The sequence below is a fragment of the Arthrobacter sp. TmtSoilC79 genome (assembly GCF_059739405.1).
In genome coordinates, this window is record NZ_AP046051.1 from 3,865,009 (window position 1) to 3,879,888 (window position 14,880).

Genomic DNA, 14,880 nt, shown 5'->3' on the forward strand with positions numbered 1-14,880 from the left:
CCGCTCTGCGCCCTCCAACCCACGCGAACCCTGCACACCGGCCTCCCAAGACAAGGGTGCGTCTTGCCAGGCCCGCTCTGCACCCTCCAACGCACGCAAACCCTGCACACCAGGCCTCTCAAGACAAGGGTGCGTCTTGCGAGGCCCGCTCTGCACCCTCCAACGCCCGCAAACCCTGCACACCAGGCCTCTCAACCGGCAGGGAGCGGCTGTAGGCTTTCCCCATGACTGCCGAGAGCTCCCGGGAATTCGACGTAATTGTGATCGGCGCGGGCGCCGTAGGGGAAAACGTGGCGGACCGGGTGGTCCGGGGCGGCTTGAAGGCGGTGATTGTTGAGAGCGAACTGGTAGGCGGCGAGTGCTCGTATTGGGCCTGCATACCCTCCAAGGCATTGCTCCGACCAGGGAATGTCCTCCACGCAGCGCAGGTGGTGCCCGGCGCCTCCGAGGCTGTGACCGGAGTGGTGGACCCCCAGGCCGTGCTGAAAAACCGGGACTGGTTCACCAATAACTGGCAGGACGGCAGCCAGGTCGAATGGCTGGACAGCGCCGGCATCGAGTTGATCCGTGGACGCGGCCGCATCACAGGCCCACGTGAGGTTCAGGTGGATGGGATCGATGGCACCAACTACGCGCTCAAGGCCCACCATGCCGTGGTCATCGCGACGGGGTCGATCCCCACCATCCCGGACATTGAGGGCTTGAAGGATGTTCCCTTCTGGACCACCCGCGGCGCCACGGCAGCCAAGGAAGTTCCCCGGCGATTCACAGTCCTCGGCGGTGGCGTGGCCGGTGTGGAGATGGCCCAGGCTTTCGCCCGCCTCGGCTCGGACGTCACACTGATTGCCCGCGGCCGCTTGCTGAGCAGCTACCCGGAAGAGGCCGCCGACCTGGTCATGGCCGGGCTCCGCGCCGATGGGGTGACAGTCCACGTCCACACCGATGTGGAGAAAACAGAGAAGAACGACGACGGCTCAGTGACTGTGACGTTCGACGGCAAAAAGGTCACAGCCGACAGACTTCTGGTCGCTTCCGGGCGGCACCCGGCCCTGTCCAATCTGGGACTGGACAACGTGGGCGTCGAAGCCCGGGACGGCAAACCGCTCCGCCTCACCACCGATCCAAGCGGGCTCGTGGAAGGTCCTGCAAGCGATGGCACCAGTGGGCTCTGGCTGTATGCCGCCGGAGACGCGGCCGGCAAGGTACTCCTGACCCACCAAGGTAAATACGAGGCCCGGGCCACCGGCGACGCAATCGTCGCCCGGGCCAATGGCAAGCTCAAAGGATCACCCGAACCGTGGAGCCCATGGGCCCACACCGCCAATGACCATGCTGTCCCAAGCGTCGTGTTCACCGATCCCGAAGTTGCCGCAGTGGGCCCAAGCCTTGAGCAGGCGCTCCTGCAGGGCAGGAATGTCACCGGAGTGGAACTTCCCATCAACGTCTCCGGCTCCCAACTGTATTCACCGGACTACAAGGGCTGGGCGCAGATCGTGGTGGATGAGGATCGGAAGGTGATCCTTGGAGCCACTTTTGTGGGCCCGGGTGTCGCCGAACTGCTCCACTCGGCCACCATAGCCATTGTGGGCGAAGTGCCGCTGGACCGCCTGTGGCATGCTGTTCCGTCGTATCCCACCATCAGCGAAGTGTGGCTGCGACTTCTGGAAAAGTACGGACTCTAAATCTCTATTTGAACTGACTGGTCAGTTTAGTTAGACTTTCTGCAGACACTATTTCTGCGAAAGGCTTCATTGTGCTGTCCGTACAGCAACTCCAGATCAACGGCCGCCGGGGCGATCTCCTTCCGGCAACGTCACTTCAAGTCCGCCGGGGCGAACTCCTGCTCGTCGCCGGAGAGGGCCAAGACCAGCGGACCGCTTTGGCGTTGGCTTTGAGCGGCCGCATGAAGCCAAGCAACGGCATCCTCAGCTGGGACACCACCACCAAGACCAAGAAGATCCGCCTGGCCAGCGCTTTGGTGGATTCCCCGGGCGTCAACGAGCCCGAGCAGCATCTCAGCGTCCGCGACCTCGTTACCGAGGATTTGTCCCTCATTCCCCGCCGTTACCGCGGCGCCCTGCTGAGCAAGCCCTGGCTGAAGGTCAACAGCTTTGAAGACATCGCCGGGCTCTGGATTGAACAAATTCCCGCCGCCCGGCGCCTGGAACTCCTGACGGCATTGGCCCTGGCAGATCCCGCCACCGACCTCCTCGTGGTGGACTCTCCCGACCGCCACAGCGCAGACCCCGCTGCCTGGCTGCCCCGGCTTCAGGCCTTGGCGTCCGACGCCGGGCGGCCGCTTGCCGTCGTCGCCGTCGTCGGTGCCCTCCCGGACAACTGGACCGGAGCCGCTGCGGTCATCGGCAACTCAGTGACGCATCCGCCCGAACCGGAGGCGGAGAGCACCGCCGTCGAGCCAGCCACCGCCGTCGGACCAGCCGAGCCCGAGCCAGCCACCGCCTTCGGACCAGCCGAGCCCAAGCCAGCCACCGCCGTCGAGCCCAAAGCAAAGCACGCTGCCGCAACGGCACTCGACAAGCCGGAAACGCCCGCAACATCTACAACACCTACGGCGCACCAATCAGCCGCCGACCCTGAAAACGAAACCCTTCAAAGGACTGTAAAGTGACTGTTCTGCGGCTCGCCCGCTCCGAACTCAAGCGCATGACCGGCGGGCTCCTGCCCAAGCTGACCATCCTCGCCCTGACCATGGTTCCGCTGCTCTACGGAGCCGTGTACCTCTACGCGAACTGGGATCCATACGGCAACCTGAACCAGATCGACGCTGCCCTGGTGGTCGAAGATACGGGGGCCACGTCCTCTGACGGCACGGAGCTTCAGGCCGGTAGGAAAGTGGCAGACAGCCTGGTTGAGGGCCACGTCTTCAACTGGAAGCAAGTCTCCAGCGCCGAGGACGCAGATGCCGGTGTCCGGACAGGTGAGTACGCTTTCGCCCTGCGGATCCCCAAGGACTTCTCCGCCAATCTGGCCTCCCCCGGCAGCTTCGACGCTGCCAACCAGGCCATGCTCCACGTCACCACAAACGATGCCAACAACTACCTCCTGAGCACCATCGTGGACAAGCTCACCACCGCAGTGCATTCCACCGTGGCCAAGGAAGTGGGCGAGGAAACAGCCAATCAGCTCCTCACCGGATTCGGCACCATCCACGCGTCCATCGTGAAGGCAGCCGACGGAGCCTCCGAGCTGGCCACGGGCGTGGGAAAACTCAGTGACGGCGCAGCTACCCTCCATGGCGGAACCACCCAACTGGTGACCGGCGCCGATCAACTCGTGGCCGGACAGACCCAATTGCGCGATGGTGCCGTTCAGCTCAACAACGGTGCAGGCCAACTCAGCTCAGGCCTCACCGAACTGAAAAACAAAACGGCAACCCTGCCTGCCGACTCCAAAAAGCTTGCCGACGGTGCCGCCCAGGTAGCTGCCGGAAACGCGGAGCTGAACGCGAAAGTCCAGGACGTCGTCGGGCAGTTGGAAGCGGCGGACAAGGGCCTGCGCACCAGGGTTGTTGAGTCCAACGCCCGGCTGGTCGCCGCCGGCGTTCTGACGCAGGAGCAGGCCAACAAGGTCCTGGCCGATTTCGATGCCGCCGCAGCATCGAGTCCGGTCACAGACGCCAAGGCGAAGATTTCGGGTGACGCCGCCAAGATCCAGCAACTCTCCGACGGCTCGGCCGCCGTGAGTGCCGGTGCCTCCAAGCTCGCCGCTGCCACGCCAACACTCACCGATGCCATCTCGAAGGCCGCTGCGGGTGCGGGCCAGCTCAGCACCGGCGCAGCAACGCTCACGGCCGGACAGCAGTCCGCTTTGGACGGCGCAGCCAAGCTCGACGACGGTGCCCGCCAACTGGACGACGGCGCAGGCCAGCTCGCCACGGGTGCAGTGACGGCAGCAGACGGTTCGCACACCCTGGCCACGGAACTTGCCAAGGGTGCCGGAGATATCCCCAATCCGAACGATGACCAGAAGAGCAGCGTGTCCAAGGTGATCGCTGATCCTGTAGCCGTGGACAACGTCTCGCAGGCCAAAGCGGGCTCCTACGGCGCAGGCCTGGCACCGTTCTTCCTGACCCTGGCCTTGTGGATCGGCGTGTTCATGCTGGTCCAGGCCATGCGCCCCATCACCCAGCGGGCCTTGGCGTCGAACGCCCCCGCGTGGAAAATCGCCGTCGGAGGCTGGCTGCCGTTCTTCGTGGTCTCGGTACTGCAGGCCACCATCCTCACCCTCGTGGTGAACCTGGGACTGGGGTTGAACCCCGCCCACCCCATCGGAATGTGGCTGTTCATGCTGGCCGCCGTGATGGCCTTCAGCGCGATCATCCAAGGCATCGTGGCGCTCATGGGAACACCCGGCAAGTTCGTGGTGCTGATTCTGCTGGTCCTGCAGCTGGTGTCCTCGGGCGGTACGTTCCCGTGGCAGACCACACCTATGCCGCTGCACGTGGTGCACGAAGTCCTGCCCATGGGCTACGTGGTCACCGGCATGCGCCACCTCATCTACGGTGGTGAGCTCAGCATGATCTGGCCTACTGTCCTTGGCCTGCTTGGATACACTTTGCTGGGAATGGCGTTGTCCACGCTCGCCGTCCGCAAGCACAAGGTGTGGACCCTCAAGACGCTGAAGCCGGAGATCGCAGTATGAGCACCACCGAGCCGGGCACTGCCGAGCCGGGCGCCGCCGAGGCAGGCGCCGCCGCCGCGGCCGTACCTGCCGAGCCGGGCGCCGCCGCCGCGGGAGAGAAGAAGCTCCGGCCCGGCCGCACCAACGCCACCAAGCAGCGCCTGTTCGAAGCCTCCATGGAACTGATCGGCGAGCGCGGAGCCGCCGGGGTGACGGTGGACGAGATCGCAGCCGCTGCCGGTGTGTCCAAAGGGACTGTCTATTACAACTTCGGCAGCAAATCGGACCTGATCGCCCAGTTGCTGCGCCATGGTGTGGACATCATGCTGGTCCGGCTCCAGGACGTTCGCGGCAAGGCCAACGATCCCCTGGAGTCCATGAACAACATGGTGGCCCAGGCCATGGAATTCATGGACGACTACCCTTCCTTCGCACGACTCTGGGTGAGCGAGAACTGGCGCACTCCCGGGGAATGGAGTGCTGTCTTTGCCGAACTCCGTGCCGAACTGCTTGCCGTGATCGGTTCCGCGGTGGAGAGCGTGGCATCCGGATACAAGGTGAACGAGTCCATTGCCCGCGGTTCGCTGGAGGCGGCAATTTTCGGGGCCATCTTTGTGGTGGGACTGGATCGCCAGACATACAACCCGGAACGGACCCGCGAGCAGAGCGTGGCGGCCGTGATGACCATCATGCACGGTTACGTCATCAAATAGCCTTGGCCGCCCCGTTGTGGGGCCCGTTCTGCGCACTCTCACTGGTGTTTAGGGCGCAGAGCGGGCCTCACAACGGTATCCAACTGCAATGTACGACGGCGTGGCGCGGCGACTGGGTCGGCGATGATTAACCTCATGCGTCACATGGGGAACAGCGGAAAGCTTGCGGTAGTGGCCGCCTTTGTATCCCTCGGGCTGTTGGTCCTGGCAGCCGCAGTCCTTGAAGAACTGGTGTTGTACCTGTTTTTGGGCTCCATGCTGGTCTGCTATCTGGCATCGCTCGTCCAGGTCTTCAGCCGCCGTCGTTACTTGGTGGTCCTGCTGGCCGCGGCGGGGACCAGCCTGTTCATCGGTTGCAGCATCGCTTTCCTGCGGATGTGGGGAATTGCCTTCAACCAGGATGCCAACGCTTTGGGCAGTGCCGTGGGCACCAAGGATTCGGACATCTACTTCTACCTTGCCGCCGCAGCCGGGCTGGGGACCCTGGCGGTGCTGTTCCTCGGAGCGGTGGTGCCGTCCTTTGGATCCCGTGCCCCCGCGCCGGGCAAGCGAACACCGGCTCCGGCAAAGCGTTCGGCTTCGGTGCGCAAACCCGTGCCTCGCGCGGGTACCCCCACCAAGCGCCCGGCCGGACCCCTTCCGCGTACTACCACTCCAGCTAAGGCTTCGACTGCAACGAAGAACCCTGCCGTGAAGCGCCCAGCGCCCCGTACGCCAACAGCACCAGGCAAGCGACCGGCGTCGAGCGCTCCCTCCCAACGCAAGCCAGCTCCCAAGCGCTAACCACCCCCACGTTGCGAGGCCCGCTCAACACCCATCCCCGCCACCAAACCCCGCAAAGCAGGCCCCACAACGCAACCACCCCCACGTTGCGAGGCCCGCTCCACACCCATCCCCGCCACCAAACCCCGCAAAGCGGGCCCCACAACGCAACCACCCCCACGTTGCGAGGCCCGCTCCACACCCATCGCCGCCACCAAACCCCGCAAAGCGGGCCACACAACGCAACCACGCGGCGGCGAGGTCAGGAGTCGAAACCCAGCCCCACGGCGTCGAGCGCTTTGAGGATGAGGTTCCGCTTTCCCTGGTTGTGGTCGGCCCTGTCCATGGACCATCGGGTGAGGTTGATGCCCAATGAAGCCAGCGGCTCGGGAGGGAACGGGAGCGGCCGTTTCCGGACCATCTCCACACGGGTACGCTCAGTATCCAGCCCGGCCAGCAGGTCCAGCAGAACGTCAGCGGCGAACGCTGTGGCGCCCACCCCGAGTCCCGTGAAGCCCGCCGCATAAGCCACCCGTCCCTTCCGCGCGGTGCCGAAGAAGGCGCAGAACTGCGTGCTGGAATCGATGGGACCGGCCCACTTGTGCGTAAATTTCACACCCTCCAATTGCGGGAACGTGGTGAAGAAGTGTGAGGCGATCCGCTCCCACGTCGCCGGTTGGTACTCGTGCCGCTGGTCCACGCGGCGGCCCCGGAAGTAGAGGGCGTCGTACCCGCCAAAGAGGATCCTGTGGTCCTTGGTGATGCGGTAGTAATGGAACTGGTTGGCCATGTCCCCAATTCCTTGGCGCTTGGTCCAGCCAATGGACTCCAACTGCTCCGCGGACAGGGGTTCGGTCATGAGCGCGTAGTCGTACACCGGCACGGTCATGAGTTGGTTCCGCTTGAGCAGGGAGGGAAAAACGTTGGTGCCAAGGACCACATGCCCGGCTTCGACGTTTCCCCGTTCCGTCACCACCGTGACACCGTCTTCGTGGTCCTTGAGTTCACGGACGCGGGTGCCCTCGTGGATCACTACTCCCAGCTCCGTTGCCACCCGCGCCAGTTCAAGGCCGAGTTTGTACGGATGGACCATGGCCACGGAGTCCTTGTGCCAGCGGCCCGCCAAATACGTGGGGGAATTGACCTCGCCCCGGACGGCCTCCTGGTCCAGGTAGACGCTGCCGGGGCTGTCGTCCTCCTGGAGCCAAGCCACCTGGTGCGGTTCGACGGCGACGTTGAGCTCCCCGGTCCGCTCCCAATCACATTCCATGCCGTACTTCTGAACGGCTTCCTCCATGCGGTCCAGGTTCTCCATGCCCAGCCGGTCCAAAATCTCCAGCTCATCGGGCCAGCGGTTCTTGCCGTTCTCATGGCCGTGCGTGAGGCTGGCCTCGCAGAAGCCGCCGTTGCGGCCCGACGCCGCCCAGGCCACGTGCTCTGCTTCCAGCAGGATCACAGTCCTGCCGGGGTCCCGTTCCTTGGCACGAAGTGCCGTCCACAGGCCGGTGTAGCCGCCGCCGATAATGACGAGGTCGGCGGCAGCATCGCCGTCGAGCCGGGGGTAGTGCGTTGCTGAGTCCTTCAGGTCGTCGATCCAGAAGGGCCGGTGGGCGGCACCTTCCAGCGCATGGGATACGACGGCGGCCTGCGGGACGTTCCGTTCGAAAACGGTGGTCTTCACGGGAGGTTCTCCTGTTTCAATCAGCGATATCTGCGTGCCGGTCAGGCAATGACCGGCTCGGCGTCCCACAAGGGCCGGGGACGGGAGGCGATGAGGTTCCGCGTGTACTCATCTCCGGGGTCCTCAAGGATCCGGCCTGTGGGACCTTGCTCCACGATCCGGCCCTGGTGCATCACGATGAGCCCGGCGCAGAGCCGGGACACCACAGCGAGGTCGTGCGTGACGAAGAGGAGGGTCAACCCGAGTTGTTCGCGCAGCTCCTCCACGAGTTCGAGCACTTGGGCCTGGACGGAGACGTCCAAAGCGCTGGTGGCTTCGTCCAGCACCAGGAGGCGCGGACGGGCTGCCAGCGCCTTTGCCAGGGCAACACGCTGCCGCTGGCCGCCTGACAGGGCGCGGGGCCCGGCATCGAACCGCTCAGCACCGATGCCCACGCGTGCCAGAAGGTCGCGTGCACTGTCCCTGGCCTCCTTGCGCCCTTGCTTTTGGTGAAGCCGGAAGACATCGGCCACAGCGTGGCCTACAGCGATCCGGGGGTCCAGTGACAGGTAGGGGTCCTGGAACACAATCTGGACTTCCTTGGCCAGCACCTTCCGCTCGGATGCCTTCAAAGGCCGGCGCGGCCGGGGGATACCGCGAAGGGTGAGTTCACCTGCTGTGGCAGTTTCGAGGGCCACCACCAGCCTGGCGAGCGTGGACTTCCCGGAGCCGGACTCGCCCACGATGCCCAGGGAACCGCCTTCGGGCAAGCTGAAGCTGACGTCCTCCAATGCTGCAATGACCTCTCCCCTGGGCAGTTCATAGCTCTTGGACAGCCCGGAGACCTCCAGCAGGGAAGACCCCGACGACTCAGGTCCTGGAGACACAGCCGGGACAGAACCGACGCCCACCTCAATGACAGGAGTCGCCTCCACCAACTGCCGCGTGTAGTCCTGCTGCGGTGTCAGGAAGACTGTCCTGGTTGGCCCGTGCTCCACCACTTCCCCGCGCCGGAGCACGTAGACCCGCTCACACAGGCTGGCCGCAAGGTTGAGGTCGTGGGTAATGAAGAGCATCCCCATCCCCCTGGACTGTTGTTCTTCACGCAATAGCTTCACGATCCCTGCTTGCGTTGTGACATCCAGGGCGGTGGTGGGCTCGTCGCACAGCAAGAGATCCGGTGAGTTCAGGAGGGCCGCGGCAATCATGACGCGCTGGAGCATGCCGCCGGAGAGCTGATGCGGGTACTGGCCCATGAGCTCCTTGGCCCGCCGAAGCCCCACCTGTTCCAATTGTTTGACGGCACGTTCGGTGGCCTCTGCCCGGGTCAGCCCGTCGAAGCGCACCAGGGTTTCGGTCAGGAAGTCCCCCACGGTCCGGACCGGGTTGATGCCCGCCCGGGGGTCCTGGAAGATCATCGAAGCATGCCTGCGGCGCAGCTCCATGAGCCGTTGCCTGGTGGCTGTCAGGGTGTTCAGGCCCTGGACGGAGACGCTGCCCGAGGACTCCGAGCCGCCGGGCAGCAACCCGAGCGCGGCACGCGTTGTCAGGGACTTACCTGAGCCGGACTCCCCCACCAGGGCGACCGCTTCGCCGTCGTCCACGTGCAGGGAAACGCTGTCCAGCAGCGGCGGCCTGCCGGGAAAGCCGAGCGTAAAGTTCTGAATCTGCAGCAGCTGGCTCATGAAAGTTTTCCTCCGATGCGGTCCGAGAGTTCCTCGCCGATGACGTTGACGGCCACTACCACCAGGACCACTACCAGTGCGGGCCAGAATGCGGGCAGGAGATATCCGCCCAGCAGTGCGCCGCGGGATTCCTCGATCATGGCGCCCCAGTCGCTGGTGGGCGGCTGGACCCCGAGTCCGATGAAGGACAGCGCCGCGAGGTCGGCCAGCACGTAGCCGAAGTTCAGTGTTGATTGTGCGCCGACAGTGGGAACCAGGTTGGGCAGAACGCGTCCCAGCACCACCCAGGGCGTCCGGAATCCGAGTACCCGGTAGGCCTGGACATACGGCCGGCTACGCTCGGCGACCACCAGGGACTGCGCGAGCCTGGCAACGTAGGGAACATAGGCGATGGTCATGGCCAGGATGGGTGCAAAGAGTCCCTTGCCGAACAATGCGATGGCAAGCATGGCCATGAGCAGCGCCGGGAATGCGAAGAGGAGGTCGAACAGGCGGCCCAGGACCTTGCCCAGCCAGCCTTCGGACCAACCGGCCACCAAGCCCAGGAGCAGCCCCAGGACCGTTGATCCGATCACCACGATGGTGGGTCCAAGCAGCGAGGTCCGTCCGCCATGCATGATCCGGCTCAAAAGGTCACGCCCCAGCGCGTCGGTCCCCAGCAGATGCTGTCCGCTGGGACCGGCAAGGACGTTGTTGAGGTCCACATAGTCAGGGTCGTACGGCGCCAGGGCCGGGGCGAACAAGGATAGAAGTACGACGGCGGCGGCAACAGCCAGCGCGCCCCACGCCATGGGTGAGAGGAGGCTGCCATAGCGGCGCAGGCCTGCCTGTGGCAGCTGGATGGCCAACGTCATCGGGACTCCGTTCCGGCCGCGATCCGCGGATCAATGAGGGGTTGGATGAGGTCCACCACGGTGTTCACTACGACAAATGCGGCAACCACCACCATGACGATTGCCTGGACGACGGCGAAGTCCAGGCGGTCGATGGACTGCACCAGGAGTTGTCCGATGCCGGAGAGGCCGAAGGTCCGCTCGATGATGGCGCTGGAGACCAGGAGCCCGGCCACGAGCACGCCGCTCACTGTCAGGATGGGTCCCAGGGCGTTGCGCAACACATGGCGTGCCACCACGGATCCGCGGGTCAGCCCACGGCTGGTTGCCACTTCCACATGCTCACGGAGCAGTTGTTCGTTCATGGAGGAGCGCGTCACCCTGGCCACCATGGCGATGTAGGTGATGCCCAAGGCGAGCGCCGGGAGGGTCAGGTGCCAGATCCGGTCCGCTCCGCCGTCGCCGCTTCCGAAGGAGGGGAACCAGCCCAGGCCTACGGAGAAGAGCGCAACCAAGGCGATGGCTGCCACGAACGGAGGCACTGCCCCGGCCGCGGTGAGGGTGATGAGGATGAAGCGGTCACCGAAGCCCCTGTTCAGGCTGGCCACGATGCCCGCGAACAACCCGAGTATGGTGATGAACACCGCGGCCAATGCCACGAGTTGCAGCGTGGTGGGCAGCCGGCCCAGCAGGACGTCGGAAACATCCTGGCGGTAGGTCAGGGAGCGGCCCCAGTCGCCGTGGAGTATGCCGCCGAGCCAATTAAGGTACTGTTCCCAGGCCGGTTTATCCAAGCCGAATTGGCGGGTGATTTCTTCGAGTGCTTCGGGCTTGGGGCTGCGTCCCCTCAGCAGGAAGCGGGCCGGATCTCCCGGAACGAGGAAGCGTGAGAAGAACACGGCCAGGGAGGCAACAAACAGTGTCAGCACCAGGGCCAACAACTTTTTCACGATATACATGGCCGGGCGTGCGGTGCCGGCTTTGGCCCGTTGACGGGTGGGACCTGCCGGGGAGGAAGCTGCCGGGAGCTTTTCTGCAACGGTCACGTCAGCGACCTCCTATCTGGGCTGCCCACGGGAAGTACATGTAATTGATGGACGGGTCCGCGCCGGTGATGCGCTTGCCCAGCCACATGGAGGTGACGGTCTCGTACAGCGGTCCCCAAACCACGTCTTCGCTGGCCAGCTTGGCCGCTTTGCCCGTGAGTTTTCCGCGGGCATCAGGGTCCTGCACTCCGTAGGCGGAGTTCACCACGTCATCGAATTCCGGGTTGCTCCACCCTCCGTAGTTGCTGAAGTCCCCGGTACGCAACACGCTGTACATCTCCAGGGGCTCTGTGCTGGACAGGTACCAGGAAGTGACCAGGAGATCGACGTTCCTGCGGGCCTCGGGGTCGGAGAACAAGGTGGTGTATTTGTCGTTGGACATGGTCTGGATTTCCGGTTCCAAGCCGATCTCCTTGGCCGCGGAGGCTATGGCCCGGGCTGCGATGTCGAAGGCTGCATTGAGCGAGGCCGTAGCGAAGACGAAGGTGCTGCCCTCGGCCCCCGCTTCCTTGATGAGCCTCTTGGCTTCGGCAAGGTCATAGGGCGTGGACAACAGTCCGTCGAAGGCCTCGTCCGTTGTTCCCGGTTGAATGTCCTTCCATACGCTTTTGGTGGTCAGGGCATCTGTCTTCTTCGCGTACCCCTGCTCCGCGGCCTTGATCAGCGCGTCCCGGTTGATGGCCATCATGAGCGCTTTGCGGACGCGGACATCCTTGAACGTTCCGGCCAGGTTGGTAAAGACCATGCTCTGCACAGAGGTGTCCTTGCCGAAGTAGAGGGATCCTGCGTCTTTGTTGGCTTTGAGGATGTCGATCGCGTTGGACGGGATCGCGAACCCGCCGTCGATTTCGCCGGTTTGGAAGGCGTTGATGCGGGAGGTGGCGTCCGGGAGGATGGTGAAGGTGACCTGCTTCGATTTGGCTTTGAGGTCCGGATCCCAGTAGTCGTCGAAGCGTTTGAGGGTGATGCTCTCCCCCGCTTCCCATTGATCGAACTGGAAGGGTCCGGTGCAGTTCACGCCGGCTTTGGAGTTGCCGTAGTCCTTTCCAGCGTCCTCAAGGGTTTTGGCTGACTCCACAACCCCAGGGGCACCAACCAGGGAAGCGTTGAACACGTAGTCCGGACGCGTGGTGGTAACAGTGACCTGGTAGTCGCCGGTCTTTACGATCGATTCCACATTTTGGTAGGACGACGCCCAGAACGAGCCCACTTCCGGATCGAGGTGGCGGCTCAAGGAAGCTACGACGTCGTCCGCCGTCATCTCAGTGCCATCGTGGAACTTCACCCCTTGGCGGATGGTGTAAACCCATGTCAGGGGATCAGGATTCTCTACTCCCGTGGCCAGGCCGGGAGAGGACGAGAGGTCCGCGTTCCATCTGAAGAGCGATTCGCACACGTTGGACAGGACCGTGTTGTCCGGATAGTCGAAGGCGTAGGCGTAGTCCAGGGAGAAAGGCTCCGCGTACATGGCCCAGGTGAAGTTGTCGATTTCCTTGGTGGGAGGCTCGGTGGAGTCCGACACGGTGTACTTGGCACCGTCGGCTGCGTCAGTCACGCCGGCGGGCCGCACGCCGCAGCCGCCCAGGACCAAGCCGAGTACGACGCCGGCGACCGTCACCGCGGTGATGCGCGACGGCGTCGTCCGCTGTTTGGGTCGTACGGCGCCCTGCGAAGGTGTGGGTGCAGGTGTCTGCGCTTTGGGCTGCCTCACTGCGTCACCGCCGGTTGATGGCTACGGCGTGTTTCCGTGAGTGGGCTTTGGGCTGCCGCACGGTCATAGACGCACTCGCCCCCAATCCACGTCTGCGTCACCACTGCCCGGTGCAGTTCTTCCTCGGGGAGTTCGAAGATGTTCAGGTCGAGCACCACCAGATCTGCGAGTTTTCCAGGTTCAAGGGTGCCTGTCGCGGCATCGAGGTGGTTGATCCAGGCCGTACCGTGCGTGTAGGCGTCCACGATCTGCTTGAGGCTGAGCTTTTGTGACGCCGGGCCAAGGGGAGGCAGGTCCTCGCCGGGAGCAGTGCGGTTGACTGCCACGTGAATGGCCGCGATGGGATCGGCAGTGGAGACCGGCCAGTCGCTGCCCGCCACTACAGTGGCCCCGGCGCTGGCCAGCTGGCCGAGGGGATAGTGCCGGTCCTCTGCGCCAGGCTCCAGGAAGGGGAGGGTCAGGGTGTCCATCTGTTCCTCATGGCAAGCCCAGAGCGCTTGCACGTTGGCGGCTGCGTCGAGCGCGGCAAAACGGGGAAGGTCTTCGTCCCGAACCACCTGAAGATGCGCAAGGTGGTGCCGGTGATCGTTGGCGCCGTTGGCCTCCCGGGCAGCCTGCAAGGCATCCAGTGCATCCGTCACAGCGCGGTCCCCGAGCGCATGGAAATGAACCTGCATGCCCTCGGCGTCAATGGCGGTCACGAACTCCTTCAGCTCCTCCGGTTCGAAGAACTCGATCCCGCGGTTGTCCGTGTGGTGTCCATGGTGGTCCAGGTAGACGTGGTGCATGGCTGCCGTGTAATTCTCCGCAACACCGTCCACCATCACTTTGACGGTGTTGGCATTGAGGCGGAGGGGGTCGAAGGCGCCGGCGACGCTGTCCCGGCGTTCCACGATTGCGTCCAGTTGGGACATCCCGGCGGTCCTGTCCCACCACTGGCATGCCGTGACCCGGACCTTGAGGTCCCCTGCCTTCGCGGCGTCCTGGTAGACCTCAAGGTGATCGGCATGCCCGCCTTCCGGGATGGGAACCCAAGCGTCCTGCCAGGCGGTGATGCCCTGGGCGAGAAGTAGTTTCTGGGAGGCCATGAGGCCCTGGTACGCCAACTCATAAGGGACCTCCGGCTTCACCGGATTGAACAGGTCCATGGCGCCCTCGTGAACAGTGCCAGCGGGTGTGCCATCTTCCTCACGCTCCAAGCGGCCACCCTCCGGATCACGCGTTTCCTTGGTGATCCCGGCGGCTTTGAACGCCGCAGTGTTGGCCCACGCCCCGTGGTGATCCCTGTTGACGAGGTAAACAGGGCGGTCCGGCACCACGGTGTCCAGCAGCTGCCGTGTGGGGGTGCCACCCGGAAACAGGTCCATGGACCACCCTGCGCCGAGGATCCATGGCTGGTCCGGGTTGTCCGCGGCGTAGCGGGCCACTGTTTCCACGGCTTCTTCGGCGCTGGCCACCTCGGTCAGGTCGCACTGGAGCAGCTCTATTCCGGCGAAAATGGGGTGGATGTGGGCATCTTGGAAACCGGGAAGCACCAGCTGTCCTTGGAGGTCCACGCGGCGGGTGTGCGGGGCGATGGTCTCCTGGATCCCTCCGGCGTCTCCTGCGTCCTGGGCATCCCGGGCATCCCGGGGGTCCTGGGCGTCCCGGGCGTCCTGGGCGTTTTCGACAGCGATGATCCGGCCGCCCGCAATTGCTATATCCGCCCGGATGGGTCCGGCGTCTTTGCCGGTGTACACCCATCCGTTCTCCAACAAAATCTCTGCGTGCACGATTCGAGTCCTTTCAAGGGAAATTCAACTCTGGAGACAGACTATGAGCCGGATCAC

At 64.3% G+C, this 14,880-nt stretch carries 11 protein-coding genes; 5 read left to right on the forward strand and 6 right to left on the reverse strand.

Annotation, left to right across the window (positions count from 1 at the left end; genetic code table 11):
* Positions 1-224 precede the first annotated feature (224 nt).
* The 5 genes from AC6JA3_RS17675 to AC6JA3_RS17695 all read left to right on the forward strand — a co-directional run bounded on the left by AC6JA3_RS17675 (position 225) and on the right by AC6JA3_RS17695 (position 6,137).
* Positions 225-1,682: a dihydrolipoyl dehydrogenase family protein gene (locus AC6JA3_RS17675; RefSeq protein WP_347781867.1), complete on the forward strand. Its 1,458-nt coding sequence runs from the start codon at positions 225-227 to the stop codon at positions 1,680-1,682.
* 71 nt (positions 1,683-1,753) lie between these two features.
* Positions 1,754-2,629, forward strand: coding sequence for a P-loop NTPase family protein (locus AC6JA3_RS17680; protein ID WP_026542214.1), 876 nt, complete (start codon positions 1,754-1,756; stop codon positions 2,627-2,629).
* Entirely contained in the window at positions 2,626-4,662 is a 2,037-nt protein-coding gene (locus AC6JA3_RS17685; protein WP_347781868.1) for a YhgE/Pip family protein, read from the forward strand. The genes AC6JA3_RS17680 and AC6JA3_RS17685 overlap by 4 nt, the downstream gene beginning before the upstream one ends.
* Positions 4,659-5,354 (forward strand): TetR/AcrR family transcriptional regulator, encoded by a 696-nt coding sequence (locus tag AC6JA3_RS17690; protein WP_347781869.1) that lies wholly within the window; start codon positions 4,659-4,661, stop codon positions 5,352-5,354. The genes AC6JA3_RS17685 and AC6JA3_RS17690 overlap by 4 nt, the downstream gene beginning before the upstream one ends.
* A gap of 144 nt (positions 5,355-5,498) precedes the next feature.
* Complete coding sequence (locus AC6JA3_RS17695; protein WP_347781870.1) at positions 5,499-6,137, forward strand: hypothetical protein; 639 nt, start codon at positions 5,499-5,501, stop codon at positions 6,135-6,137.
* 241 nt (positions 6,138-6,378) lie between these two features.
* Here the strand turns inward: AC6JA3_RS17695 and AC6JA3_RS17700 are convergent, their stop codons facing one another.
* From AC6JA3_RS17700 to AC6JA3_RS17725, 6 genes are all read right to left on the reverse strand, one after another.
* On the reverse strand, positions 6,379-7,797 hold the full coding sequence (locus tag AC6JA3_RS17700) for an NAD(P)/FAD-dependent oxidoreductase (RefSeq protein WP_347781871.1): 1,419 nt from the start codon (positions 7,795-7,797) through the stop codon (positions 6,379-6,381).
* Between the two features lie 41 nt (positions 7,798-7,838).
* Positions 7,839-9,461, reverse strand: coding sequence for a dipeptide ABC transporter ATP-binding protein (locus tag AC6JA3_RS17705; RefSeq protein WP_497920418.1), 1,623 nt, complete (start codon positions 9,459-9,461; stop codon positions 7,839-7,841).
* A complete protein-coding gene (locus AC6JA3_RS17710; protein WP_026547670.1) occupies positions 9,458-10,315 on the reverse strand; it encodes an ABC transporter permease in 858 nt (285 codons plus the stop codon). Before AC6JA3_RS17710 ends, AC6JA3_RS17705 begins: the two co-directional genes overlap by 4 nt.
* Positions 10,312-11,253, reverse strand: coding sequence for an ABC transporter permease (locus AC6JA3_RS17715; protein ID WP_497920649.1), 942 nt, complete (start codon positions 11,251-11,253; stop codon positions 10,312-10,314). The genes AC6JA3_RS17710 and AC6JA3_RS17715 overlap by 4 nt, the downstream gene beginning before the upstream one ends.
* An 88-nt stretch (positions 11,254-11,341) precedes the next feature.
* Positions 11,342-13,051: an ABC transporter substrate-binding protein gene (locus AC6JA3_RS17720; RefSeq protein WP_497920419.1), complete on the reverse strand. Its 1,710-nt coding sequence runs from the start codon at positions 13,049-13,051 to the stop codon at positions 11,342-11,344.
* Positions 13,048-14,823, reverse strand: coding sequence for an amidohydrolase (locus AC6JA3_RS17725; protein ID WP_497920420.1), 1,776 nt, complete (start codon positions 14,821-14,823; stop codon positions 13,048-13,050). The genes AC6JA3_RS17720 and AC6JA3_RS17725 overlap by 4 nt, the downstream gene beginning before the upstream one ends.
* Positions 14,824-14,880: the final 57 nt, after the last annotated feature.